The 26,123-nt window shown below is 55.1% G+C and carries 30 protein-coding genes and 1 tRNA gene; all 31 read left to right on the top strand.

Features of this window, described 5'->3' with window-relative positions:
• Positions 1–341 precede the first annotated feature (341 nt).
• Entirely contained in the window at positions 342–2,333 is a 1,992-nt protein-coding gene (locus tag T363_RS0110930; protein ID WP_031475805.1) for a DNA polymerase, read from the top strand.
• A gap of 22 nt (positions 2,334–2,355) precedes the next feature.
• On the top strand, positions 2,356–2,583 hold the full coding sequence (locus tag T363_RS0110925) for a hypothetical protein (protein ID WP_031475802.1): 228 nt from the start codon (positions 2,356–2,358) through the stop codon (positions 2,581–2,583).
• A gap of 218 nt (positions 2,584–2,801) precedes the next feature.
• Positions 2,802–5,231, top strand: a complete 2,430-nt coding sequence (locus T363_RS0110915) for a virulence-associated E family protein (protein WP_031475800.1) — start codon at positions 2,802–2,804, stop codon at positions 5,229–5,231.
• Between the two features lie 288 nt (positions 5,232–5,519).
• A complete protein-coding gene (locus tag T363_RS0110910; RefSeq protein WP_031475798.1) occupies positions 5,520–5,816 on the top strand; it encodes a PDDEXK family nuclease in 297 nt (98 codons plus the stop codon).
• On the top strand, positions 5,797–7,179 hold the full coding sequence (locus T363_RS0110905; RefSeq protein ID WP_031475796.1) for a DEAD/DEAH box helicase: 1,383 nt from the start codon (positions 5,797–5,799) through the stop codon (positions 7,177–7,179). The genes T363_RS0110910 and T363_RS0110905 overlap by 20 nt, the downstream gene beginning before the upstream one ends.
• Before the next feature lie 13 nt (positions 7,180–7,192).
• Positions 7,193–7,600 (top strand): hypothetical protein, encoded by a 408-nt coding sequence (locus tag T363_RS0110900; protein WP_031475794.1) that lies wholly within the window; start codon positions 7,193–7,195, stop codon positions 7,598–7,600.
• A 134-nt stretch (positions 7,601–7,734) separates the two neighbouring features.
• A tRNA-Ser gene (locus tag T363_RS0110895) sits at positions 7,735–7,811 on the top strand.
• 87 nt (positions 7,812–7,898) lie between these two features.
• Complete coding sequence (locus T363_RS0110890) at positions 7,899–8,375, top strand: transposase (protein ID WP_031475792.1); 477 nt, start codon at positions 7,899–7,901, stop codon at positions 8,373–8,375.
• Entirely contained in the window at positions 8,368–9,759 is a 1,392-nt protein-coding gene (terL, locus tag T363_RS0110885; protein ID WP_031475790.1) for a phage terminase large subunit, read from the top strand. The genes T363_RS0110890 and terL overlap by 8 nt, the downstream gene beginning before the upstream one ends.
• Positions 9,756–11,114 carry a phage portal protein gene (locus T363_RS0110880; RefSeq protein WP_031475788.1) on the top strand — a complete coding sequence of 453 codons (1,359 nt, stop codon included), beginning with the start codon at positions 9,756–9,758 and terminating at the stop codon, positions 11,112–11,114. Before terL ends, T363_RS0110880 begins: the two co-directional genes overlap by 4 nt.
• Positions 11,095–12,591 carry a minor capsid protein gene (locus tag T363_RS0110875; RefSeq protein WP_051643234.1) on the top strand — a complete coding sequence of 499 codons (1,497 nt, stop codon included), beginning with the start codon at positions 11,095–11,097 and terminating at the stop codon, positions 12,589–12,591. Before T363_RS0110880 ends, T363_RS0110875 begins: the two co-directional genes overlap by 20 nt.
• A gap of 236 nt (positions 12,592–12,827) precedes the next feature.
• Positions 12,828–13,427: a phage scaffolding protein gene (locus T363_RS0110870; RefSeq protein ID WP_031475784.1), complete on the top strand. Its 600-nt coding sequence runs from the start codon at positions 12,828–12,830 to the stop codon at positions 13,425–13,427.
• Positions 13,428–13,443: 16 nt separating this feature from the next.
• Positions 13,444–14,421, top strand: coding sequence for a major capsid protein (locus T363_RS0110865; RefSeq protein ID WP_031475782.1), 978 nt, complete (start codon positions 13,444–13,446; stop codon positions 14,419–14,421).
• Between the two features lie 22 nt (positions 14,422–14,443).
• Positions 14,444–14,695 (top strand): hypothetical protein, encoded by a 252-nt coding sequence (locus tag T363_RS0110860; RefSeq protein ID WP_031475780.1) that lies wholly within the window; start codon positions 14,444–14,446, stop codon positions 14,693–14,695.
• Positions 14,628–14,978, top strand: coding sequence for a head-tail connector protein (locus tag T363_RS0110855; RefSeq protein WP_161645963.1), 351 nt, complete (start codon positions 14,628–14,630; stop codon positions 14,976–14,978). The genes T363_RS0110860 and T363_RS0110855 overlap by 68 nt, the downstream gene beginning before the upstream one ends.
• Positions 14,979–14,982: 4 nt before the next feature.
• Positions 14,983–15,348 (top strand): hypothetical protein, encoded by a 366-nt coding sequence (locus T363_RS0110850; RefSeq protein WP_031475776.1) that lies wholly within the window; start codon positions 14,983–14,985, stop codon positions 15,346–15,348.
• A gap of 41 nt (positions 15,349–15,389) precedes the next feature.
• On the top strand, positions 15,390–15,782 hold the full coding sequence (locus T363_RS0110845; RefSeq protein WP_051643232.1) for an HK97 gp10 family phage protein: 393 nt from the start codon (positions 15,390–15,392) through the stop codon (positions 15,780–15,782).
• Positions 15,775–16,197 carry a phage tail terminator family protein gene (locus T363_RS0110840; RefSeq protein ID WP_031475772.1) on the top strand — a complete coding sequence of 141 codons (423 nt, stop codon included), beginning with the start codon at positions 15,775–15,777 and terminating at the stop codon, positions 16,195–16,197. The genes T363_RS0110845 and T363_RS0110840 overlap by 8 nt, the downstream gene beginning before the upstream one ends.
• Before the next feature lies 1 nt (position 16,198).
• Complete coding sequence (locus T363_RS0110835; protein WP_031475770.1) at positions 16,199–16,396, top strand: hypothetical protein; 198 nt, start codon at positions 16,199–16,201, stop codon at positions 16,394–16,396.
• A gap of 2 nt (positions 16,397–16,398) precedes the next feature.
• Positions 16,399–17,739, top strand: coding sequence for a phage tail sheath family protein (locus T363_RS0110830; RefSeq protein ID WP_031475768.1), 1,341 nt, complete (start codon positions 16,399–16,401; stop codon positions 17,737–17,739).
• Complete coding sequence (locus T363_RS0110825) at positions 17,736–18,206, top strand: phage tail tube protein (RefSeq protein ID WP_031475766.1); 471 nt, start codon at positions 17,736–17,738, stop codon at positions 18,204–18,206. The genes T363_RS0110830 and T363_RS0110825 overlap by 4 nt, the downstream gene beginning before the upstream one ends.
• Before the next feature lie 15 nt (positions 18,207–18,221).
• Positions 18,222–18,653: a phage tail assembly chaperone gene (locus T363_RS0110820; RefSeq protein WP_031475764.1), complete on the top strand. Its 432-nt coding sequence runs from the start codon at positions 18,222–18,224 to the stop codon at positions 18,651–18,653.
• A gap of 41 nt (positions 18,654–18,694) precedes the next feature.
• A complete protein-coding gene (locus T363_RS16730) occupies positions 18,695–18,829 on the top strand; it encodes a hypothetical protein (protein ID WP_278247018.1) in 135 nt (44 codons plus the stop codon).
• Between the two features lie 17 nt (positions 18,830–18,846).
• The gene (locus tag T363_RS0110810; RefSeq protein WP_051643231.1) at positions 18,847–20,703 is read left to right on the top strand and encodes a tape measure protein; all 1,857 of its coding nucleotides are present in this window, start codon (positions 18,847–18,849) and stop codon (positions 20,701–20,703) included.
• Positions 20,703–21,407, top strand: a complete 705-nt coding sequence (locus T363_RS0110805; protein WP_051643230.1) for a LysM peptidoglycan-binding domain-containing protein — start codon at positions 20,703–20,705, stop codon at positions 21,405–21,407. The genes T363_RS0110810 and T363_RS0110805 overlap by 1 nt, the downstream gene beginning before the upstream one ends.
• A 10-nt stretch (positions 21,408–21,417) precedes the next feature.
• Positions 21,418–23,277 carry an XkdQ/YqbQ family protein gene (locus tag T363_RS15225; protein ID WP_051643229.1) on the top strand — a complete coding sequence of 620 codons (1,860 nt, stop codon included), beginning with the start codon at positions 21,418–21,420 and terminating at the stop codon, positions 23,275–23,277.
• Positions 23,270–23,533, top strand: a complete 264-nt coding sequence (locus T363_RS0110790) for a DUF2577 family protein (RefSeq protein ID WP_031475758.1) — start codon at positions 23,270–23,272, stop codon at positions 23,531–23,533. Before T363_RS15225 ends, T363_RS0110790 begins: the two co-directional genes overlap by 8 nt.
• Positions 23,533–23,955 carry a DUF2634 domain-containing protein gene (locus T363_RS0110785; RefSeq protein ID WP_031475756.1) on the top strand — a complete coding sequence of 141 codons (423 nt, stop codon included), beginning with the start codon at positions 23,533–23,535 and terminating at the stop codon, positions 23,953–23,955. The genes T363_RS0110790 and T363_RS0110785 overlap by 1 nt, the downstream gene beginning before the upstream one ends.
• Positions 23,952–25,034, top strand: coding sequence for a baseplate J/gp47 family protein (locus T363_RS0110780; protein ID WP_034972215.1), 1,083 nt, complete (start codon positions 23,952–23,954; stop codon positions 25,032–25,034). The genes T363_RS0110785 and T363_RS0110780 overlap by 4 nt, the downstream gene beginning before the upstream one ends.
• Positions 25,034–25,582: a putative phage tail protein gene (locus tag T363_RS0110775; RefSeq protein WP_031475752.1), complete on the top strand. Its 549-nt coding sequence runs from the start codon at positions 25,034–25,036 to the stop codon at positions 25,580–25,582. Before T363_RS0110780 ends, T363_RS0110775 begins: the two co-directional genes overlap by 1 nt.
• Positions 25,575–26,123 (top strand): hypothetical protein (locus T363_RS14655; protein ID WP_034972212.1); only part of this gene is annotated, 549 nt, incomplete at its 3' end. The genes T363_RS0110775 and T363_RS14655, both read left to right, overlap by 8 nt.

The raw sequence follows: 26,123 nt of genomic DNA, 5'->3' as shown, positions 1-26,123 counted from the left end.
CAAAAGGACGAAGGACAGCGACCGTACTCTTTCTGCTGGAAACATCGATACCTGCTGCGTTCATGTTCTTCACTCCTAAAAAGAAATTGCAATGGACAAAGCCATTCTACCCATTGCCGATTCTATCTGTTTGGTGACACGAACACGCGGTTCTACCTGCACAAATCGAACACTGCGAATAGGAGGATGGCTGACTGACTTTCGTACGGGCGTTGAAGCCCTTGGAGGTTTGGGTCAGACCATTACCTTCCTATTCTAACAGCTTAGGCAACGAGATGTCTCGGCTCGTAGCTGGCTACCACATTTCCGAGACAACTATATAGTAACAGGAGGCTTTTGCCTTGAAGCACCATTTATCTATCGACATTGAAACATATTCTTCCGTTCCCATCGCTGAAAGCGGTCTGTATAAGTATGCTCAAAGCTCGGACTTTGAGATCCTGCTGATCGCTTACTCACTGGACGGCGGCCAGGTTGAATTGATCGATCTGGCACAGGGGGATAAGGTACCACGTTGGTTCCTGAATGCTCTGCACAGCAATGAATACATCAAGCACGCCTATAATGCTGCTTTCGAGTGGTATTGCTTATCCCGGCGATATGGTATCGGTATGCCGGTGGATCAGTGGCGTTGTACGATGCTGCACGGCTTATACTGTGGATATACTGCGGGTTTGGACGCAACCGGCAAAGCACTCGGGCTTCCGCAGGACAAGCAGAAGATGACCGCCGGCAAGGCACTGATCCGGTATTTCTGCGCACCTTGCGCTCCGACCAAGTCAAACGGCGGCCGCACCCGGAACCTGCCGCACCATGACCCTGCAAAGTGGGAACTGTTTCGCGAGTACAACCGGCAGGACGTTGTCACCGAAATGGAGATCGAGCATCTGCTATCCGGCTTTCCGGTTCCTGAGGCTGTGCAGGCTGAATGGGTGCAGGATCAGCTCATCAATGCCCGCGGTGTTGCGTTGGACACCAGCTTAATTGTCGGCGCACTGTACTGCGATCAGCAGAACGCGGATCAGGCTAGGGCGGAAGCGCGGGAACTGACCGCACTCGAAAATCCAAACAGTCGGGAGCAGCTGCTCACTTGGCTGCAGGGCATGGGCGTGCCAATCGCTGACCTACGGGGAGAGACCGTAGCGGACGCACTGGAGCATGAAGGGGAGATGGATCCCAACGCCTACTGTGTTCTTCAGCTCAGGCAGGAGCTTTCCAAGACCAGCACCAAGAAGTATAAGGCGATGGTGTCCGTCGGCTGCTCAGACGGCCGTGTGAGGGGGCTGCTGCAGTTCTACGGCGCCAACCGTACAGGCCGCTGGGCCGGACGCTTGGTGCAGGTACAAAACCTGCCGCGTACCTATCTTCACGGCGCTCTCCTCGATCTGGCACGTGACATCACCAAGAGCCAAAACCCCGAAGGGCTGCGGCTTATATTCGGCAGCATTCCTGACACGCTGTCCCAGCTCGTGCGGACAGCGTTTGTACCGGCGCAGGGAAAGCGGTTCGTCGACGCTGATTTTTCAGCGATTGAGGCGCGCGTGATCGCGTGGCTCGCCGGCGAAGCATGGGTGCTGCAGGTGTTCCGCACGCACGGGAAGATCTACGAGGCGACCGCATCGCAGATGTTTGGCGTGCCCATCGATCGTATCGTAAAGGGGCAGCCGGAGTACGCCTTACGGCAGAAGGGGAAGGTGGCAACGCTCGCACTGGGATATCAAGGCGGCGCCGGCGCATTGGTCGCCATGGGCGCTTTGAAAATGGGTCTGTCAGAGGAGGAGCTGCCTGACATCGTGTCCCGCTGGCGCAGCGCAAACCCCGCTATCGTCCGTTGCTGGAAGGCGATCGAACAGGCAGCTATTCAGGCGATCGAGACGGGCCGACCGTGCGCTACCCGGGGGCTGGTCTTTGCACGGGAAGCGGACGTGGATCACGGACAGGACTTCCTTACAATCCGGCTGCCGTCCGGCCGTAAGCTCTTTTACGCCAAGCCGTATCTTGGCGTAAACCAGTGGGGCGGCAAATCGATCCACTATTACGGCATGGATCAGACAACCAAGAAGTGGCGGCCGCTGGATACGTATGGCGGTAAGCTCACCGAGAACTGTGTGCAGGCTATTGCACGCGACTGTCTTGCGACGAATATTGCGCGTCTGGAAGCTGCGGGAATCCCAATCGTGTTTCATATCCACGATGAGATTGTCGCAGAGGTGGACAGCGAGAGGGCCGATCTGGACGAAGTCATTCGCATTATGAGCCAGCCTATCGCATGGGCGCCTGGGCTTCCGCTGGCTGTGGACGGTTGGGTCGGTGAGTATTTCACTAAGGACTGAGATGATATAGGAGGATAAAGCAATGGCAAAGTGTAAAATCTGCGGTCAGCCTGTAATGGCTGCACCAGTATTCCATCCGGCTTGTTGGGAAACAGTCACAAAGCGCATGGCGGAAGAGTTCTGCGACGAGTATTGCCGTTTCCCGCGGGAAATAGAGGATACGGACAGCCTACATGAGCTGCACTGCGATGACTGCGCGCTGATCCGTGTGCTTAACCTTGGGTTGTCGGGAGGAAACGGAGGTGCTTAACAACAACAGTATATTCGGGTGATCCTGAAGGAGCCTTCCAAGCTGCCCAAGGTAATCATTATCGAAAACGCCTTGAGTGCGCTTCAAAAGGCTGCGGAAAAACATCTGCGTGCAGGGATCAATTTGGGAAAGTGATTTGCCATAGGCGGGAGCTGCCGAATGGTTCGGCGGCTCCGGTGTGGGGCAAAAGAAAGACCACTGCGGGAGGATAACTGATTATGACTAATGACCGTAAAATAGTGATAGCAACTGGAGCGAGCCGTAAGTCTATAAACTGGCAGCCTACCGGGATGTTGCTGTCCGAATTATATCAGCGCTTGCAAAACCCTCTTCGCGGTACCGAAACGCTGGCGGAATATCTGGCCATGCGGAAGGCGGATCAGGATGCGCGGAAAGATGTCGGCGGCTTCGTGGGCGGTGAGCTGGAAGGCCGCCGCAAGAAGGCCAATGTAAAAGGCCGCGATCTGCTGACACTGGATTTGGACAACCTGCCGCCGGGCGCGACTGAGGAAGTTCTGCGGCGTTGCTCAGGTCTGGGTGCTGGGTATTGCCTGTACTCCACGAGGAAGCATAGTCCGGAAGCACCGCGGCTGCGCATCGTTGTTGCCTCAGATCGGACGCTGCAGCCGGAGGAGTACGAGCCTATTTGTCGTATGATGGCCAAACTGATCCAGCCGGAAATGACATGGTTCGACCCTACTACCTTCCAGCTGGAGCGCCTGATGTACTGGCCTTCTGCTTGCGCTGATGGGGAATACATATTCCGGTCAGAGGACAAGCCGTTCCTCAGCGCAGACGGTATGCTGAAGCTATACGATGACTGGCATGATGTGAGCAGCTGGCCCGCTGTGCCGGGCGAGGCGAAGATCCGCGACCGCAGTGCCAAGAAGCAGGGGGACCCGTTGGACAAGCCCGGGGTTGTAGGTGCGTTCTGCCGTGTGTATGACGTGCCTGCTGCGATGGAACACTTCCTCCCGGGGGTTTACACCGAAACGGACGTACCCGGGCGTTACACCTATGCTGAAGGCAGTACAGCGGGTGGGGCAGTGCTTTATGATGACGGCAGATTTCTTTATTCCCACCATGCGACGGACCCGTGCAGCGGCATCCTCGTCAACGCATTCGACCTTGTGCGTCTGCATAAGTTCAGCGAGCAGGATGACGAGGCCGCCGAAGGAACTCCGGTCAATCGACTGCCGAGCTACGACGCAATGTGTCGCTTCGCACTGGCAGATCCGGAGGTCTCCGGGAAGCTGCAGGAAGAACGGTTTGCGCAGGCAACTGCAGAATTCGCAGAGATTGCCCAGCAGGCGCAGCAACCGACGCCGGCAGCGACGCCAACAGACACGGCATGGATGGCCCGCCTAAGTGTACACCCGAAAACAGGCAAGGTCGATAATACGATGGACAATGTATGGATTATTCTCGAGAATGATCCTTTGCTCAAGGGCCGATTCGCCCTGAACGAGTTTGCCGGTCGTGGTGAGATCCTCGGCGCTGTCCCGTGGGATCCGCGCGATAAGCGGCGGTCGTGGGAGGACAATGACAATCAGGGTCTGTACTGGTATCTGGAGAAAGTGTATGATATCGCCGGCGCGGCTCGCGTGGACGGAGCCCTGAGCCTACATAGCAGCAGGCATGCATTCAACGATGTTGTGGACTATCTGGAAGGATTGGTATGGGACGGGACACCACGGTTGGATACGCTGCTCATCGACTACCTGGGCGCAGAGGATACGGAGTACACGCGCGCAGTGACACGCAAGGCGTTCACCGCAGCAGTAGCACGGGCGCTGCGGCCGGGCGTGAAGTTCGACAGCATGACGATCCTGACCGGCGCGCAGGGTATCGGCAAGTCCACGTTGATCAGTAAGATGTCCTGCGGGTATTTCAACGACAGCATCCGAACCTTCGAGGGTAAGGAAGCTTCGGAGCTGCTGCAGAACGTGTGGCTCGTTGAAGTGTCTGAACTGGAGGCTTTTAACCGCACGGAGGTCGGGCGTATCAAGCAGTTCCTGAGCCAGCAGCACGACCGCTTCCGCGCGGCGTATGGCCGGCATGTTAAAGAGATACCGAGGCACTGCGTCTTCTTCGGGACCACAAACGAAAGTGAATTCCTGACAGACCGCACCGGGAACCGCCGTTTTTGGCCGGTAGTTGTTGGTGTGCAGCCGAGAAGCAAAAGCGTGTGGAATGATCTGACGGACGATGAGATCGCGCAGGTGTGGGCAGAAGCGGTCATGCGCTACCGTTTGGGGGAGCCGTTGTACTTGGCGGGCTCCGTTGAGATGGAGGCGCGGGAGCGGCAGGAGGAACACCGTAAGGTCTCAGTAAAGGAAGGTATCATCGAGGACTTCCTCGAGCAGCCGGTTCCTGTAGATTGGTCAACGTGGAAGCTGGAGCAGCGGGTTATGTACTGGCAGGGGGCGGCGCAGTATACCGGCGAGTTGGTACCTCGGACGAGGGTATGCGCACTGGAGATTTGGTGCGAGGCGATGAATGGGGATCCTCGATTTATCAAGAACAGCGATGCATCGGAGATCAACAGCATCGTAGCAGCTTTGCCGGGATGGAAGCGCATGAAAAATCCAGCGCGGTTTGGCTACTGTAAACTTCAACGAGGGTTCGAAAAAGTCGTTACAAAGTAGGCGTTACAATCTAAATTCAGGGTTACAAAGTTACAATCTTATTTTAGATTGTAACAGTTATTTGTAACGAACGCTATGCAACAAAAATATGTTGTTAGCGTGAATTTGTATAACAAAAAGACAGTTAACACAGTAAGTGTTACAATGTTACAATCTTTTCTATTGAATTAAAATATAGAGGTAATAGAGGGTAATAAAAATATAGTTTCCCCCTGTGCCCGCAAAAAAATAAAATTTCCACGTGCGCGCACGCGCACGCGCATGCGCGAGAGAGAAAGGGCCAATTTTATGAGAGAAAAGGACATCGAAAAATACCTGCGAGACCGAGTGCGTACTATTGGCGGAAAGGCTTATAAGTTTGTCAGCCCCGGCAACGATGGTGTGCCTGACCGGCTGGTATGCCTTCCTGGCGGCCGGGTGGTATTTGTGGAATTGAAAGCGCCGGGGGCAGCACCACGGCCGTTGCAGATCCACCAGATCGGCACACTCAAGTCCCTTGGTTTTCGGGTAGAGGTAATTGACAGTAAAGAACAGGTGGACTGTTTTGTAGAGAAGGTGAAAAACGATGGAATTTGTACCACATGACTACCAGAAGCTTTGCATCAGCAAGCTGCTGGAGCTGCCGGCGGCAGGCCTTTTTCTGGATATGGGCCTTGGCAAGACAGTTACGACGTTGACTGCGGTCAGGGAGCTGAAGTATTATCGCTTTTGGGTGTGCAAGGTGTTGGTTATTGCCCCAAAGAAGGTGGCGGAGGCGACGTGGAGCCGGGAGGCGGAAAAGTGGGACCACCTGCAAGACCTCCGTATCTCTACCGTTTTGGGCAGCCGCATAAAACGTGAGCGGGCGTTGGCCAGGCCGGCCGACGTGTATGTGATCAACCGTGAGAACGTGGAGTGGCTGGTGGATTATTATCGCAACGATTGGCCGTTTGACATGGTGGTGATCGACGAAAGCAGCAGCTTCAAGGACCAGAGCACGAAGCGCTGGCGGGCGCTGAAACGTGTCCGGCCAAAGATCCATCGCATCGTGCTGCTGACCGGCACGCCCGCCCCTAATAATCTGATCGACCTGTGGGCGCAGCTGTATTTGCTTGATGAGGGTGCGCGATTAGGCCGAACGATTGGGGGCTTCAGGGAGCGCTATTTTCTGCCGGACAAGCGTAACGCAGAACGGGTGTTTACTTACAAGCCGAAGATGGGAACCGAAAAAGCGGTGCAGGATTTAATCGGCGATATCTGCATCAGCATGAGCGCGGACGACTATCTCACGCTGCCAGAGTGTGTCGAGGTCACCACGCCGGTTATGCTGGACGAAAAAGCACGGAAGGCATATAACACGATGGAGCGCGATATGCTGCTGGAGGTCGCTGAGGATACGATCACCGCAGACACGGCCGCCGTGCTGACCAACAAACTGCTGCAGCTTGCCGGCGGTGCGGTGTATAACGCCGATCATCAGCCGCAGGTGATACACACCTGCAAAGTTGAAGCGTTCCTGGAGCTGGTCGAGAGCCTAAACGGCAAGAGTGCGCTGGTGTTCTACGCCTTCCAGCACGAGCGGGATCGTATTCTGGACGCGTTGCACAAGAAGTGCCGCGGGCTGTGCGTCAGGGTGTTTGGCGGTCCCGCTGACGAGGACGATTGGAATGCCGGCAAGATCGACATCCTGCTGGCGCATCCGGCGAGCACAGCCTATGGACTTAACCTGCAGCAGGGTGGTAATCATGTGATCTGGTTTACCCCGACGTGGAGTTTGGAGCTGTACCAGCAGGCCAATAAACGTCTGCACCGGCAGGGACAGACGGAAAGGGTGATCGTGCACCATCTGCTGGTGGACGGCAGCGTGGATCACGATGTGGTCAGTGCGCTGGAGGGTAAGGCGGATACGCAGGATATGCTGCTGGAGAGCATTAAGGCCCGCATCGAGCAAGTACGGTCAACAGCGTGAGGGGGATATAGTCATGAGTATGACGGCAAAGGAATGGCTGATCCGTGCGCGGAAAATGAGCGGACGGCTGCGTGCCCTGCAGACCAGCAAGGAGCAGGCATTTGCTCGTGCAACTTCTGTCGTGGTGAGTGGCGGTGAACATGTTTCCGGGGGAGAGCCGGCGGACAAGCATGCGGCTTATGCAGAGCTCAGCCTGTCTGTTGACCGGCAAATCGAGAAGCTGGAACAAGTACGCGCTGAGATATTGCAGGTGATCGGGCAGGTTGAGGACAACACGCTGGCGACGCTGCTGACCGAGTATTATGTGAACGATAAGACGTGGGAGGAGGTCGCCGTGCAGATGCAGTATTCGTGGCGGCAGGTCATGAGGTTACATGGACAGGCTCTGTGCGAAATTCGTACAATCACGGGCATGGAATAAAGACGTCATAGAATGTCATATAGGCTCTATGGTATTATGGCATTGTGAAGATGCGGGGTGTGGATGAAGACCCATTCTGCTTTTCGCGTTCTTTCCCTCTTTTTTACCCGTCCTGCAAGCGCGGGGCGGGTATATGGCAGAGTAGAGCAGCGGAAGCTCGCGAGGCTCGATAACCTCGATAACGCCGGTTCGAATCCGGCCTCTGCAACCAACATCTATCCATGTTTTTATCTCCAAATCCGGAAAGGCACTCTCGTTTGAGGGTGCTTTTCTATTGCCCGAAAGGAGGGGTGCTCCCATGGCGAAAGGCAAATATCAGGAATGGCTCACGCCGGACGGGGTCACCCGTTTGGAAGCGTGGGCACGCGACGGGCTGACAGATGAGCAGCTGGCCGACAAGATCGGCATCACGGCAACAACGCTGTATGACTGGAAAAACAAGTATCCTGAGATTTCTGAGGCCTTAAAAAGGGGCAAGGAGGTCGTAGACATTGAGGTCGAGAACGCGCTGCTCAAGCGTGCGCTCGGCTATGAATACACGGAAGAGCGCGTCGAGGTCAGCAAGGAGAACGGGAAAAAGTCGGTCAAAACCACGCAGACGGTCAAGCACGTGCCGCCGGACGTGACCGCGCAGATTTTCTGGCTCAAGAACCGCAAGTCTGCGGTATGGCGGGACAAGCAGCAGCTTGAACACTCAGGTGCGATCGGAATTGAAAACCCGTTTGCCGGCCTGACGACCGAGGAGCTGCGGAAGCTGGCGGGATCGGATGGTTGATCCTGCAATCCGGCGCGCGGCTCGGATGGAGCTTGCGAAGCGCGAGTTTTGGTCGTACTGCAAGCTGATGGCGCCGGACTTCTATCGGGAGGATCGACCGTACCTGAAAGAGCTTTGTACTCGTTTGCAGGCGTTCTGCGAGGGTGATCGCAAGGTGCTGGTCGTCAATATGCCGCCGCGCCATGGCAAGAGTCGCACGGCGGTTTTGTTGTCCCAGTGGCTGTTCGGACGTGACCCCCGCGAGCAGATCATGACCGGCAGCTACAACGAAACGCTGTCCACAACCTTTGCCCGCTCGGTGCGGGATGGCATTGCGGAGGAGAAGTTCGACCCGAACCGCACGGTGTTCTCGGACATTTTCCCGGATACCCGCATCAAGTACGGCGAGGCGGCCGCAGGCAAGTGGGCGCTGGAAGGGCAGTATGCCAGCTATCTGGCAACCTCTCCCGGCGGTACGGCAACCGGCTTCGGCGCGCGCAAACTGATTATCGACGACCTGATCAAAAAAGCCGAGGAAGCGTTCAACGAGAATGTCCTTGAAAAGCAGTGGCAGTGGTTTACGGACACCATGCTGTCCCGAACAGAGACCGGCTATAAAATTATCATCATTATGACCCGCTGGGCGACGAACGACTTGGCCGGCCGCGCACTGACACATTGGCCGGACGCGGAGCACATCACGATGAAAGCACTACAGGACGACGGTACGATGCTATGTGACGCCGTACTGACCCACGCGGACTACGATGACAAAGTGCGTACCATGTCTGAGGAAATTGCGTCCGCGAACTACCAGCAGGAGCCGATCGATCTCAAGGGCAGGCTGTACAGCAGCTTTAAGACCTACACCGATATCCCGCGGGACGAAAACGGCAAGCCGCTCTTTACCCGCATTAGCAACTACACGGACACCGCCGATCAGGGCAGCGACTTTCTGTGCTCGATCATCTACGGCGAGTACAACCACGAGGCCTATGTGCTGGACGTGTACTACACCAAGGCACCGATGGAGGTCACCGAACCGGAAACAGCGCGGCGGCTCGCGGCGCACAGCTGTAATGTGGCCCGCATCGAGAGCAACAACGGTGGTCGCGGCTTTGCCCGCAACGTGGAGCGGGAGCTGCGTGCGTTGGGCACCAACCGCTGCCGCATCGAGTGGTTCCACCAAAGTGAAAACAAGATCGCACGGATCCTCACCAACGCAACGTGGGTGCAGGATCATATTTATTTTCCGGCAAACTGGCGTGACCGGTGGCCAGAATACGCAAAAGCAATGCAGTCCTATCAAAAAGAAGGTAAAAATGCGCACGATGACGCGCCGGATGCTACAACGGGTGTCGCGGAGCAGTTTAACAGGAAGGGAGGCGTCAGCGTTTGGAAGTGAACAGCAGAACGATCCGATGCCTGCTGGACGGGCACCGGAAGTTTATCAAGCGCGCGGAAGAGGCGCGTAATTATTTTGCCAATCATAACCGGATCAAAGATGACAACAGCGTTGTGCAGCGGCAGTCAGAGACCGAGGCCGCTTTGGGCAATCCGCTGCATCTGGCGGACAACCGGATTTCGCACAACTGGCATAACCTGCTGGTGACACAGAAGGTAAGCTATGCGCTGTCCTATCCGCCGCTGTTCGATCTGGGGGATAAGACAGCCAATGCGGGCGTTGCCGCCCTGCTGGGGGATCAGTATACGGCCACGGCAATGCAGCTCGGCATTGACGCCAGCAACACATCGGTCGGCTGGCTGCATTACTGGCGCGGCGCAGACGGACGATTCCGGTACCACACGGTAGACCCGGTGCAGATCGTGCCGGTTTACTCCGGAACGCTGGACAGTGAGCTGATAGGTGTCCTGCGGTGCTATACCACATTGGAACCGAAGCAGGGGCAAAACGTGCAGGTGTGCGAATTTTGGGACGATACCCGCGTGCGTTTCTACCGGCAGAACGCTTATGGCAATTATGCCTATTTTAATTATCCGGAAGTCGGTCAGGAGCTGGTGCACGGTCTGGGCGCGGTGCCGTTTATCCCGTTTTACAACAACGCACAGCACACCGATGACCTGCCGCTCTACAAGGATCTGATCGACGCGTATGACAAGGTCGTTTCCGGCTTTGCAAACGACATGGAGGATGTGCAGGAGGTCATCTTCGTCATCAAAAACTACGGCGGCGAAGGGAAAACCGAATTCCTCAGCGATTTGAAGCAGTCCAAGGTCATCAAGGTAGAGGGCGACGGCGGGGTGGATACGATCCGCGCAGAGATCCCGCATGAGGCGCGGGGCGCGTTTCTGGACCGCATCCGCAAGCAGATATTTGTATCCGGTATGGGCGTGGACCCGGATCCGGAGCAGTTTGGGGATAGCTCGGGTGTCGCACTCAAATACCTGTACAGCCTGTTGGAGCTTAAAGCCGTGCAGATGGAGACACAGTTCCGCACCGGCTTTGCGGAGCTGGTACGCGCCGCCTGCCGGGTATCCGGTATGGCAGAGCCAGCGAAGATCATCCAGACATGGACGCGCAATGCGATTCAGAATGATTTGGAGACGGCGCAGATCGCTGCGCAATCGGTTGGTGTGATTTCCGATCAGACGGTGATCAAGAATCATCCGTGGGTAGAAGATGCGGAGGCCGAGCAGAAACAGCTGAAAAAGGAGCAGGATGCCGCAGCAGAACAGCAGCCGCAGTTCCGGTTCCGGTTGAACGGCGGTGATCCGGACGATGGCAACAGCAGCGAGTAAATTAAACAGCGCCTATTGGCGCAAGCGCACCTTGCAGCAGGCGGAGCGACAGATACAGGCAGATGAGAAGCTGAATCAGGATATTGCGCGTGAGTACAAGCGCATCCTGCATGAACTGGATCAGGAGCTCGCGGTATTCTACGCCCGTTATGCGCAGAACGAAAGTATCAGCATGGCGGAGGCGCGTCGGCTGCTGAAGGATGCTGAGCTCGAAGACTTCCGTATGTCGCTCGATGAGTTCCGCGCCAAAGCGATCGCGGGCGGCTATGACAAAGAGCTGAATGAAATCTATCTGCGCACGCGTGTCTCGCGCTTACAGGCCTTGCAAACGCAGCTTGAACTGCGCGTTCAAGCGTTGTTCCAGTCGCAGGAAGAACAACTGCATGACCATCTGGCGGAGGTCTACACAGATACCTATTACCAGACCGTGTATACAGTCAGCCAGCAGGCGGCGGTGCGTACATCATTCGCGCGGATCAACACTGAGCTATTGGAACATATCCTTGCGCAGCCGTGGCTTGACAGTGACTTTTCCTCTCGTATCTGGGCAGATCGGGACAAGCTGCTGCGCGAACTGAAACAGGAATTATCCCGCGCCTTTGTGTTAGGTGAGCCGCTGCAAAAGACCACCAAACGCTTTGCGGAGCGGATGGGGGTATCGGAGCGGCGTGCCGAAACACTGGTGCAGACAGAAAGTGCGCACATGGCGGCGCAGGCCACGGCTAAGGGCTATGAGGAAACCGGCGTGGGGGAATATCAGTTTGACGCATCGCTCGACTTAAAGACCTGCCCCACCTGCAGGGCGATGGATGGCAAGAGCTTCCGTTTGCCAGAGCGTGAGACGGGTGTAAATTACCCGCCATTGCATCCGCGGTGCCGGTGCACGACCGTGCCGGTGACTGAATTTGACATGGACGGTCCGCGTGCGGCACGCAATCCGGTTACCGGCAAAAGAGAGCTTGTCGAGCAGGGCATGACCTATGCTGAGTGGCATAAGAAATATGTCGATGGGGATATGGTTGATAAATCGACAAAATCTGCTATAATGGAAGCAAAGACAGGGGAGAATGGGGAAAAATCGGTGGACAATGAGCAATCAACTTATCGATCTTTGGGCGAACTGAAGGCGGATTATCTGGAAAAACGCTTCGGCAAATTGCAGACCAAAGAATTGATTATCATGGATGAGCGTTTAGAGCATATTCGTCAGCGCCATCCAGAAGATGTTGAATTTTTCGAGAAGTATGGTGCCGCGTCGGCGCTTGATCCGGATATAGTATTGGTCGATGAAAAACATGAGGGAACGGTTTTTATGATAAAGGGTCTCCCTGAAACCAACTTGAATGTAGTTACCAGATTGGCGTTGGACATTGATGATGCGGATCGGAAAAACTCGATTATGACTTTTTATCGGCTTAGAGATAAGAATTTGCAGAAGCTTATGAATAAAAGCGAAATGCTTTACAAAAAAGAATAATCATGCTATAATACACATACAGATAAGTGGTATTTTGAAGTAGAGATTGTGCTGCTACGCACCCTTTGGGTCAAAAGAAATGTGGGAAGGGGCACACCCACCAAAATACCAGAAACTTCGACGAGGGCGCTTCGGTAACGGAGTGCCTTTGTCATGCAAAAACAAAACGATGAAACCACCAAGACGAAAGTCAGGGTGGTTTTTTCATACCCAAAACCAAGAAAGGACATGCAGAAATGGAATTTTTGAAGACATTATTTGAAGCCGGTGCGCTGACGTGGGAGCAGTTTTCCGAGGCGGCGAAGCAGGCGGGCTTCGAGGTGGTCAACGCCGCCGGCGGCGCGTATGTGCCCAAGGCAGACCTTGAAACCAAGCAGCGCGAGCTTGATACAGCGAACACTACGATCAGGGATCTGCGCGAGGCGGCCAAGGCGTGGGACGGCAAGGACCCCAAGAAGCTGGAGGATGACCTCAAGGATCTTCAGACTAAGTACGACACCGATACGGCTAATATCCGCCGTGATGCGGCGATTGATCTTGCGCTGGTGTCAGCACACGCCCGTGATCCGCAGCTGACCCGTGCCGCACTCAAGCTTGATGAGATCAAGATCGACAAGGACGGCAAGGTAACCGGTCTGGATGCACAGGTGGAGAGTCTGAAAAAGGACAAGTCTTGGCTGTTTGAAGATGCAAATGGCGGAGACGGAAATAACGGCAAGGGTGCAGCCGGGGGAGATGGTTCCAACGGCGGCTCTGGATATCATCCCGCCGGAGGCGGAAAACCCAACACTGTAAGCGATTTAGGTAGTGCGCTTGCAGAACACTATACGGCATGAGAAAGGAAGATGACAAATGCCCGTAACACTTGCACAGGCAAAGGTCGGTATGGCTGACCACGTTGACCAGACGGTCATCGACAATTTCCGCAGAGGGTCTATGCTGCTCGATGCACTGACTTTCGACAACTCGGTTTCGCCCGGTACCGGCGGCAGCACGCTGACCTATGGTTATACGCAGCTGAAAACGCCCTCGACCGCGGCATTCCGTGAGATCAACGCTGAGTATACCGCAAAGGAAGCGGATCGTGAGAAAAAAACCGTTGAGCTGAAGATCTTCGGCGGTTCGTTCCAGGTAGACCGCGTGATCGCAAACACCACCAACGGCCAGATCAGTGAAGTGCAGTTCCAGCTCGAGCAGAAGATCGCAGCGACGATCAACCTGTTCCACAACACCGCCATCAACGGCGACAAGGGCAGCGCGGGCTTTGACGGTCTGGACAAGATGCTTGTCGGGACTTCTACCGAGCTGAACAAGAGCGCGGACACCGCGATCGACCTGAGCACGGCCGCCAAGGTGGATGAGAACTATAAACTGGTTCTGGACAGCATTGACGGTCTGCTTGCAGAGCTGGACGGCACGCCGACCATGCTGATGGCAAACGGTGCGCTGATCACCAAGCTGAAGGCCTGCGCCCGCCGCGCCGGTTATCTGACCCATGGCGAGGATGCGTTTGGCCGCACGATCGAATCCTACAACGGCATTCCGCTGGTGGATCTGAAGTATTACTACAACGGCTCCGCAGAGGTGCCGGTGGTGCCGATCGTGACGCGCGGTTCGTCCGTCACCGGTCTGACCGACCTGTACGCTGTGCGCTTCGGTTTGGACGGCTTCCATGCCGTATCCCCCGCAGGCGGTAAGATCATCAACACGACCCTGCCAGACTTCTCCACGGCCGGTGCGGTCAAGTCGGGCGATGTGGAAATGGTGGCGGCCACGGTGCTGAAAAAGACCCGTGCGGCCGGTGTGCTGCGCAACTTCAAGATTAAGTAAGGGCAAGTAAGGGGTGGCACGGATGTACAAAATCAAAACGGATAAGGGCTATAATGAGCGGTTTGCCTCGCTGTCGTTTGTGAACGGCGAGGCAAAGACCGATGATCCATGGCTTGCGGCATGGTGTGAGGGACGCGGCTTTCAGGTGGAGCAGATCGCGGAAAGCGAATCCATGAAAAAGCCGTCCGGAAAGCGGGGCAGGAAGGATGACGAAGGAAAATCTGCTGGCGAAGGTGAAAGTACTGCTTCCGGCGGCGGCGGAGCAGACGCTTGATTTTGCCTGCGATCTGGTGATCGAGGAGATCTGCAACTACTGTAATCTGAGGGAAGTACCGGATCAGTTGCTGCATACGGCGGTTATGATGGTGCGGGGTCTTTACAACAGTACACAGCTGGACGCAGAACAAATGCAGCCGGTGGTCAAGGGCGTGTCGCGTGGCGATACGTCCTATTCTTTCGCATCGGTTGCCGAGCAGATGGCGCAGCTTGTCTCCTCGGGCGACTTCCTGACGGACTACGGCGTGCAGCTGAACGCTTTCCGAAAGATGCGGAGGTGACAGCATGCTGGGCAATCCTGAGCTGGAACGCAAATGGCTCGAGCTGACCTATGACGGTGTGATGACCGTTATGGGCAGCCGCAAGACGAATGTAGATGGCGAAACCGTTGTTACGCCGGATGCCGTGCTGTATGCGGATGTGCCATGTGCGCTCTCTTTTTCCGGTGCACCGAATGGGGCGCGGGGCGAGGACGCAGGGGAGATCGGCTATCAGGGCACGGTTTTCTGTGCGCCTGAGCTGGAAATTCCCGCGGGCTGCCGGATCACGGTGACGCAGTACGGCGTGACCTACGCGCTGCGGTACAGCGGAGAGGGTATCGCCTACCCGACGCATCAGCAGTTGTCCGTCACGCGAAAGGGGTGCGCCTAATGGCAAGCTGGGGAAGTTGTGATTTCTCGGAATTTAGGGCAATGGCAGATCGCTTTCGGTCTGCCGTCGACACCAAGGCAAGTGAACGTTTTACCCGTGAGGTATTACAAGAGCTTGGAAATATGCTGCTGCGCCGCACCAAGCGGAAAACGCCGGTTGATACCGGACAACTGCGCCGGGGCTGGTTCATCACGAAAGTGCGGCAGCGCGGTGATGTGTTCGAAATCGAGATTTATAATAACACGGCGTACGCGCCGTGGGTTGAAAATGGACATCGCGTTGTTAAAAGCGGCAATACGGTGGGATGGAGCGAAGGATTTTTTATGATGCGGCTGTCTTTGATGGAAATAGAATGGCTTGCGCCCGAGGTGATTGGAAAGCGGTCACGGCAGTTTGTGAGAAGACTGTTAGAGGGAGGTGCGGCACATGATTGACGTTGTAAAGGAAATCCGCAATGCGCTGCGTGTGCAGTATCCGGAAGCGCAGTACGATGTATACACAGAATCCATCGAGCAGGGCTTTGCCGAGCCCTGTTTTGCGATCCATCAGCTGACCGCGGACATCACGCCGTACCCCAATCATCGGACGGAAATCGTGCAGCACTTCGATGTGCGCTTTTTTCCGGCGGGGGAGCGCCCGCGTGAGCAGTGCAGGGCGATGGCGGGAACGCTGATATTCCTGCTGCGGCAGCTGGCCAGCCTGCGCGGTACGAACCTTAGCTGGGAAATCACGGATGACGTGCTGCACTTCTTTGTCAGCTACCGGCAGTTTGTGCGGGAGATCCCACCGGAATATCTGATGGAGATCTTGCAGCTCGAGACAGGCATCGACACCGAAACGGAGGGCTGATATGGCAACCAGACGAAAAACGACAACCGAACCGAAAACGCCGGAAGCACCTTCATTCACGAAGGAGCAGCTTCTGACGTTTGACAGATATCGTGAGCGGCGCGACCTGCTGGGCGTGCTGCTTGAAGACGAACAGCGCTATACCTACGATGAGGTGGATGCGCTTATGAATGATTTTATGAAAGGAAAGGTGAAATAGCTATGGCACTTGGTGGCGGCACATACCATGTGCAGAACAAGCTGCTGCCCGGCGCGTACATCAATTTTGTGTCTGCGTCGCGGGCATCAGCTACGCTGTCCGACCGCGGCACCGCGACCTTCCCGCTCAGTCTGGACTGGGGGCCGGAGGGCGAGGTGTTTACGGTCGAAAATGCAGACTTTCAGCGCAACAGCCTGAAGCTGTTCGGCCACGCCTATACGGACGATGCACTGCGCCCGCTGCGGGAGATTTTTGCGAACGCGCAGACCCTGCATGTGTTCCGGCTGAATACGGGCGGCACAAAGGCGTCCTGCCAGTACGCGGAAGCAAAATATCCGGGTACGGTCGGCAACAGCTTGAAGATCGTCATTGCGCAGAACGAGGCATTTGAGGAGACCTCCAACGAGGTATACGATGTTTCCACCTACATCGGCGCAACGCAGGTGGACATCCAGAAGGCAGTAAGGGCAGTATCCGACCTGCAGCCGAACGACTATGTTACATGGAAGGGCTCAGAGGCACTGGCGGTATCCGCAGGCATCGCGCTCACCAGTGGCACGAACGGTACGGTGCAGGATGCGGCATACCAGACCTACCTGGACAAGATCGAGCCGTACAGCTTTAATATGATGGGCTGTGATACGACCAATAAGACGGTTAAGGGTTTGTTTGCGAATTTTACGAAGCGTATGCGCGATGAGCAGGGCGTAAAGTTCCAGACAGTTCTGTTCCGGTATCCCGAAGCGGATTACGAGGGTGTGATCAGCGTTGAAAACGGACTTGTGGGTGCGGATGCAGACCCGTCCATGGTTTACTGGACAGTGGGCGCGGAGGCAGCCTGTGCGGTCAACAAGAGCCTGACCAACGCGACCTACACCGGCGAATACACGCCGAATGTGGACTTTACCCAGACACAACTGGAGAAGGCGATTCAGTCCGGCAAGCTGATGTTCCACCGTGTAGGTGACGAGGTGCGCGTCCTGACCGACATCAACACCTTTGTCAGTGTGACCGATACCAAGTCTGCTGATTTCACAGGCAATCAGGTGGTTCGTGTGCTGGATCAGATCGCGAACGATATTGCGTCCATCTTCAATACCAAGTATCTGGGCAAGGTGCAGAACGATGCGGCCGGCCGTGTCAGCCTGTGGCAGGATATTGTCTCCCACCACAATCAGCTGCAGACCATCCGTGCGATCGAGAACTTTGACAGCGAGCATATCAAGGTTGCACCGGGCGACAGCCGCAAGGCGGTTGCGGTGGAGGATCATGTGCAGCCGGTTTCGGCGATGGAGCAGCTGTACATGCAGGTGATCATTGGAATGGAGGGTAGTACGGTATGAATCCCACAATGAATGCGAATGATGCGGTTTCCGGCTCTCTGGCTGAGTGCTACGTCACTCTCGACGGCAACCGCTACAAAATGATGCAGCTGTATGATTTCGAATCGTCTGCATCCATCAATCTGATCGACGTACCGATCCTCGGCCGCACCGGAAAGGGCAAAAAGCCGGCGGGTTGGTCTGGTACATGGAAGGGTACGGCGCACTTTAACCAGTCGGTGTTCCGCAAATGGTTCTTGCGTTATAAGAAAACCGGAGAGCTGATGCCGTTTGAAATTCAGGTTGCCAATGAGGACCCGTCCTCGGCGGCGGGGCGCCAGACGATCACGCATACCGGCTGTCTGCTCGATAAGATTATTCTGGCGAAGTTCAACGCAGATGACGATCTGCTGAACGAAGAGATCAGCGGCACATTTGACGATTGGGATATGCCGGAGTCGTTCAATATGCTTGAAGGCATGGAGTAAGGGAGGATATCTATTATGGGCGGATTATCCGCATTTATGGCACAGAACGCCAAGAAACCGGAAAATATCAAGCTGGTCGTATCCGATCGCTTTGTCGATGAAAACGGCAAACCGGAAACGTGGGAGGTGCGCTGCATCTCCAGCGATGAGAATGATCTGATCCAGCAGGACTGCACGAAGCAGGTGCCGATTCCCGGCAAGCGCAACCAATATCGGCAGGTGGTAGATACCGCGCTGTACGGACGCAAATTGGCGGCCGCGTGCACAGTATATCCTAACCTTGATGACGCGGAGCTGCAGGACAGCTACGGGGTGAAGTGTGCAGAGGATCTTATTGTGAAGCTGCTGTGCGTTCCGGGCGAGTACAATGCGTATCTGGATAAGCTTACACAGTCCTGCGGCTTTGATTACAGCATCAGTGACATGGTGGAAGAAGCAAAAAACTGATTTTGGACGGCGATTTAGAGGCTTCTGTGGTGCATTTCTGCTTGCAGAAGCTTCATATTTTGCCGTCCGAATTCTTGAATCTGCCATTGAAAGAACGCGTGTTTATCATCGCATCTACGCTGGTGCGGGTTGACAGCGAAAAGAAGGCGATCGAAGCAGCCAAAAGACGCACGTAGAAAGGCGGTGACGGATCATGGCAGTATCGCAGACTTTACAGCTCCGGGACAGCATGAGCACCGCCCTGCAGCGGATCGCCTCCCGCATGGATGCGGTCAATCAGCGGTTCGAGCGCATGCAGGGTTTGGCAGAGCAGTCTGTCCCGACAGATATTTATGACCGCCTGCAAACCGAGCTGGGCGCGGTAAGAACCCAGCTTCAGGGCGTGTCGGACGAATTTACGCAGCTGGCGGACAGGATGCAGAATGCACAGCCGCCGGCAGACAATCTGCTGGGATCACTCAAACGGATCGGTGCGGCGGTCATCGGCTCGCAGATGGTCAAGGGCATTGTTAGTATGTCGGATGAGCTGACGCAAACGACTGCCCGCCTGAACCTGATGAACGACGGCTTGCAGACTACCGCAGAGCTGCAAGAGATGATCTATCAGTCGGCTGTGCGGTCGCGGGGAGTATACACGGATACCGCAGCAGCAGTTTCGAAGATGGGTCTGCTTGCGGGCGATGCTTTTAATAGTAGTGAAGAAACGGTTGCATTTGTGGAGCAGCTGAACAAGCAGTTCAAGATTGCCGGTACTTCGCAGGAAGGGCAGGCGGCTGCGATGCTACAGCTAACGCAGGCTATGGGTGCCGGTGTGCTGCGTGGTGAGGAGCTTAACTCGGTATTTGAGCAGGCACCAACCATTATTCAGTCTATTGCGGATTACCTCGATGTAACAGTTGGTGAAGTGCGCGGACTTGCTTCGGAAGGTAAGATCACAGCAGATATTGTGAAAAACGCCGTGATCAATGCCGCAGACGAAACAAATGCGCGGTTCGAGAGTATCCCGATGACGTGGGCAGATGTTTGGACGCAGGCAACGACCTTGGCTACTGTGGCGCTGCAGCCGCTGCTCGACGGTATCAACTGGCTGGCAAACAATCTTGAAGTTATTGCCCCGCTCATTCTCGGAATCGGCAGTGCGGTGGGGATTCTGGCGCTATTGGCAAACTGGGCAAATATCTGCGCCGGTGCTACGAGACTGTGGGTAGCCGCGCAGGTGTTACTTAATACGGCATGGGCAACCAGTCCGATTGGCGTGGTAATCGCACTGATATTGGTGCTGGTAGGCGTGATATTTGCGGTTGTTGGTGCGATGAACAAGGCGCGCAATACAACCGTGCGGGCGCTTGGGGTTATCACCGGCGCGTTTGCTGTGGCAGGCGCATTCATCTACAACACGTTTTATCTGCCAGTATGGAATCTGTTTGCAGACCTTTGCAATTTTATTGGCAATGTGTTCAATGATCCGATTGCTGCAATCGAAATCTTATTTTTACAGCTGAATCAGCGTGTAGTTGGCGTTGTGCGCAGCATGGTGCGGGCGATTGAAAGCCTGATTAACCAGATTCCCGGGGTTGAGATCAATATCACCAGCGGTCTGGATCAGTTCTATGACAGTTACAGCCAGCGCATTCAGCAGATCAAGGATGAATCTGGTTGGAAGGAGTTCGTTCAACGCAAGGAAGCGATTGACTACGATGTAGCATATAATACCGGCTACAACTGGGGCGCCAATTTGCAGGACAGTATTGCGGAGAAGATGAATACCAGCGGTATTGGCGTGAACCCGACAGAAGGATTGCTGGCAGATATTGCAGATAACACCGGCAAGATCGCTGATGATATGGAAATGTCCAGCGAGGATCTTAAACTGCTGCGCGATATCGCAGAGCGGCAGGAGATCAACAAATACACGACCGCCGAAATCCGCGTTGAAATGGTGAACAACAACACGATCTCTTCGGAGATGGACATTGACGGTGTGGTGAATCTGTTGGAGGCTAAGGTGTCTGAGCAGATGGCGATCGCGGCGGAAGGGGTGCATATCTGATGTATCAATTCTATATGGATGGGGTGCTCCTTCCGGTAACACCGTCCGCACTCACGCTGAAAACAGTCAACCAGAATAAAACCGTAACGCTGGTAAATGAGGGTCAGATCAATATCCTAAAGCTGCCGGGACTATCTAAAATCAGTTTTTCGGCACTGCTGCCCAACCACCCGTATCCGTTTGCACAATATGAAAGCGGCTTCTGTGATGCACATTATTACATGGACAAGCTCGAGCTGCTGAAAACCAAGTGCCAGCCGTTTGTGTTCGATGTGATCCGCACGGATGATACTGGCAGGCTGCTGATGGATTCCACGTCCATGCAGGTATCGCTTGAGGTATACGAGCTGAACGAGGATGCAGACCGGTACGGCACGGATGTGATGGCTAAAATCGAGCTTTTGCAGTATCGGGAATACGGCACAAAAACGATTGCATTCAAAAAAGCAGAATCCAAGACCACAGCAACCGTAACGGAAAAGCGTGAAACCACCACCGCACCCAAGACCGGCGATTACACGGTAAAACAGGGGGACAACCTGTGGGACATTGCCCGCGTGAAATTGGGTAACGGAGCACGGCAGACGGAGATTTACGCTCTGAACAAGGATGTTATTGAAGCCGCCGCTAAGAAATACGGACGCGCCAGCAGTTCCAACGGCTGGTGGATCTACCCGGGCACCGTGCTGCGGCTGCCGTCGTAGGGGGTGCGGCATGGGTAAATATGTATGGCCTTGCCCGGGGTACAGTTATGTGTCCAGCGGATATGGCAACCGCGTGCACCCAATCTACGGCAGTGTAAAGTTCCATGATGGTATTGATCTGGCTGCTGCATCCGGCACGCCGATTTTGGCGTTTGGTCCCGGCACGGTGACGATGTCGGGGTGGAACGGCGGCTATGGCAATTACATCAGCATAGATCATGGCGGCGGTCTGATGAGCTTCTACGGTCATTGCTCTGCGCTATATGTAAAAAACGGTGCAAAGGTAAAGGCGGGACAGAAAATAGCTGCCGTCGGTACAACGGGATCGTCGACCGGCTGCCATCTGCACTTTGGAATGCACAAAAACGGTTCGCCGGTCAATCCGCAGAATTATGTGAAGGACAGCGACACCACCGCAAACTACACAGGCACGGGTGGAAGCGGGGTGGTGAATACGGTCAAGGCCATGTTCACCGCTTACTATCCGGCGGATAACGCGATGGAGGGCGGCTTCCTTGATGCACTGGGAAAGCCACTTGATCCCTCCAAACGCACCTGTGCCGCGCCGCCCTCGGTGGCATTTGACACGAAGGTGACCGTGAAGGGGACGGGCACCAGTTTGGACGGCGTGACCTATACAGTCAACGACCGCGGCGGCGCGATCCAGATCGAGAACGGCGTGTACCACTTCGATTTGCTCATGTCCTCGAACGAGGAGTGCAACAACTGGGGTGTCCGATACGGTACGGCGATCCTTGGCGGCGATGGCGCGTCGGGCAGCGCAGAGCAGGAAGAGGAGAAATCCAAGCCGATCACCAAGGTGATGGTAAAGTCGGTTACCGGCGCTTCGGGCACCCGTAAAGAAGATTTGCGGGACTTGCCTGCATATCGTCAGGCCGGTGCGGAGCTGACCATCCAGAATAAGCAAAACCAGATGCAGAATCCCGTGGTGGAAGGGAAAATTACATGGGAGACCCAGCGCAGCGGTGCACCCGCGTCGCTTAAATTTACGGTCGTCAAGGATGATACGCTCAGCTTCCACGAGGGAAATCCCGTGTCGTTCCGGTTTAACGGTCAGAATGTATTCTACGGCTATGTGTTCAGCAAGAGCCGGTCGAACAGCCTGCTGATCGACGTCACCTGCTACGACCAGACGCGGTACTTCAAGAACAAGGACACGATCTCCTACGAGAACAAAACCTATGCCGAACTGGTGAAGATGCTTGCAGCCGACTATGGTCTGATCGTCGGCACGCTGGCGGATACCAAGTACAAAATCCCGCAGCGCATCGAGGAAGGTACGATTTTCGACATCTTCGGGAATGCCTCCGATCTGACCGTGATCAACACGGGCAAGGTATACAACCTGTTCGATGATTTCGGCAAACTGGCGCTCAAATCTTACGCGGACATGCTGCTGCCCATCTACATCGACGAGGACACAGCGCAGGACTACAGCTACACATCGTCGATCGACAGCGATGTATATAACCGCATCAAACTGGCCTATGACAATGGTGATACCGGCGAGCGCGAGGTGCATGTGCTGAACGATACGACCAGTCAAGCCAAGTGGGGCGTGCTGCAGCATTACGCCAAGCTGGATAGTGCGCTATCCACCGCCGATCTGCAAGCGAAGGCCAAGGTGCTGATGAAGTATTACAACGTCATCCGGCGCGAGCTTACCATGAAAAAGGTGTTCGGTGATGTGCGTGCGCGGGCGGGTGCATCGGTCGCGGTCGGCATGGGGCTGGGTGATATTGACATTAAAAACTACATGTGCATCGAAAGGGCAAAACACACGTTTGAGCACGGCCTGCACACGATGGATTTGCATTTGTCCGGGATAAGAGGTGAGTTTCTTGCGTAACTTGGTGGAGCTGATCAAGCAGATCGCAGCCGGCGTATATGAAGCGGAAAAGCCGATGGAGATATGTTACGGTACGGTGCAGTCCATCCGTCCGTTTACGGTTCGCTTGGATCAGAAACGGACATTTGGAAAAGAAAAGTTCATCGTCCGGCAAGGCATAACAGCACAGTCTTTTCGGGTAGGGGAAAGGCTGATTTTGATTCAGGTGCAAGGCGGACAGGAATGGCTGATATTAGACCGGAAGGGGGCGCTCTGATGCTGCCAACAGAATATAATGACGGGTTGCCGCCGGATTTTGAGATAGCGGAGCAGCCAACGCGCACCTATCGCTTACGGTTTGACGGATACCCGTCTACCGGTATGCTGACCGGGCAGGAAGCCATGCGGCAGGCCGTATTCCTTGCATTGCAGACCGAGCGGTTCCGGCATGCGATTTACTCGTGGAACTATGGCGTTGAGCTTGAGACGCTGTTTGGTGAGGGGATCACGCCGTATTTGCAGGTGCGTATCCGGCGGGCTATCGAGGGCGCACTCCTCGCGGATGACCGGATTACGCAGGTAGACGGCTTTTCTTTTGCGCGCACCGGCCGGGAACGGTTGGCGGTGACTTTTACCGTGCATAGCACGCAGGGCGACTTCTCGGCAAGCTACGAATTGGAAGGGGGTGCGGTAACATGATCGGCAAATATTCCGACCAAATGACCTTTGAATACATCCTCGGCCGCATGCTCGACCGTGTCCCGGATACGGTGGACAAGCGGGAAGGGTCGGTAATCTACGATGCGCTCGCCCCGGCCGCGGCCGAGCTGGCCAAGACATACATGGAGCTGGACGTTGTGATGGATGAGACATTCGTGGATACGGCCAGTCTGCAGTATTTGATCCTGCGGTGCAAGGAGCGCGGCATCACAATCCAAGGTGAGACCGCGGCGGTTGTGCAGGGCATATTTACACCACCGGAGCTTGAACTGACAGCCGGTATGCGGTTTAACTGCGATGAGGTTAACTATACCGTCACTGAGAAGATTTCCGCTGGCGTATATCGACTGGAGGCGGAAACGCTGGGTACGGCAGGCAACCTGTACAGCGGGACGCTGCTGCCGATCCAAACGGTGAACGGCTTGCAGACGGCCGAAATCACAGGCGTGATAGTGCCTGGAGAGGATGGAGACACCACCGAAACGTTGCGTGAAAAGTATTACGCTTCGATCGACGGCGAGGCCTTTGGCGGTAACGTGGCAGACTACAAGGAAAAAGTGAACGCGATCGTGGGCGTGGGCGGCGTGAAGGTGTATCCGGTCTGGAACGGCGGCGGGACGGTCAAGCTCGTCATCATCGCGTCGGATTACACAACGCCGTCAAGCGAGCTGGTGCAGCAGGTACAGACTGAAATCGACCCGGAGCAGAACCACGGCGAGGGTCTGGGACTTGCGCCGATCGGCCACACGGTCACGGTTATGGGGGCGCAGCATCGCGATATTGCCGTTACTACCAATATCACGTTTGCAATGGGATGGCAGTGGGCATCGGCACAATCGCAGATTGAATCGGCTGTCCGGACTTACTTCAAAGAATTAAGCGAGAAGTGGACAGAAACTCCGACAACCATCGTGCGAATTGCGCAGATCGAGACCCGCATACTGGCACTGGAATGCGTTGTGGATATCACAGAAACTGCGATAAACGGTGTACCGAAGAATTTGGAACTGGCTGAAGATGAAATTCCACAGCTTGCGAGTGTAGGGGGTGATGTTTGATGCAGAAAAAGCTCGCCGCATACCTGCCCGGTGTGCTGCTGACAACCTATGAGTTTCCGATGATTTGCAGGGCAGAACAGCCGGAAGTGGATGCTCTGCACACGGCAGCAGATGAAGTTTTGGATGCTTCATTCGTATCTCTGGCAGGCGAAAGAGGAATTGCGCGGTTCGAACGCGTATTTGGGCTGACACCGCAGGATACAGATACACTTGACGAGCGCAGGTTTCGGGTGCTGACCAAGATCAACGCGCAGCTGCCGTTTTCTATCCGGCGCTTAAAGCAGCAGCTTGCTACGCTGTGTGGGGCGGCAGGCTATCGGCTAACGCTGTCACCGGCGGAATACAGTCTTGAGGTGAAGGTTGCACTCACAGCAAAGCGGAATCTGAATGCAGTGGAGGAGCTACTGCGGGATATCGTTCCTGCCAATATCGTACGAAAGTGCGGCTTGCTTTACAATCAGCATCAGACGGTTGCGCGATTGACACATGCACAGCTTTCCAAATACACACACCAACAAATCAGGGAGGAGGTTTTGCCAAATGCCTAATTTTACACCACATTTGCAACTGGAGAAGCCCACACCGGAAGATTTCTACGATGTAGAAGTTCTGAACAAAAATTGGGATAAGATTGATGAGGAGCTGCCAAAGCGCGTTCCCCAAACCCGCACGATCAACAAAAAACCGCTCAGTGCGGATGTGACGCTGACCGGGGAGGATATCAAGGTCACTGGGAGCGACGAGACGACGATCCACACCCGGCTATCCGAGATCACCAATCCTAATCTGCTGGATAACTGGTATTTTGGCAATCCGGTTAATCAGCGTGCGGCGTCAGAGTATAGTGGCTCTTGGTCATATTGCATCGACAGGTGGGTTGCTGAGGGGATTATTACGGTTGGCAAAGAGGGCGTGAGCGCATCGTCCAGAGATGCAAGTAATCCGGCATATTTTTTGCAACGGTTTGAGCATTTTCCGGATGGGCGGCAGGTTACGTTTTCGCTATTAACTGATAATAAGCTATATGCAATAACGGGCGTTAAAAATGGGGAAATGGGGTTTAGTAAAACGTTTGACGATGGTGTAATA

It is taken from the genome of Agathobaculum desmolans ATCC 43058 (genome assembly GCF_000701665.1).
In the GTDB taxonomy this organism is placed as follows: domain Bacteria; phylum Bacillota; class Clostridia; order Oscillospirales; family Butyricicoccaceae; genus Agathobaculum; species Agathobaculum desmolans.
This window is presented reverse-complemented; position numbering and strand designations above follow the sequence as displayed.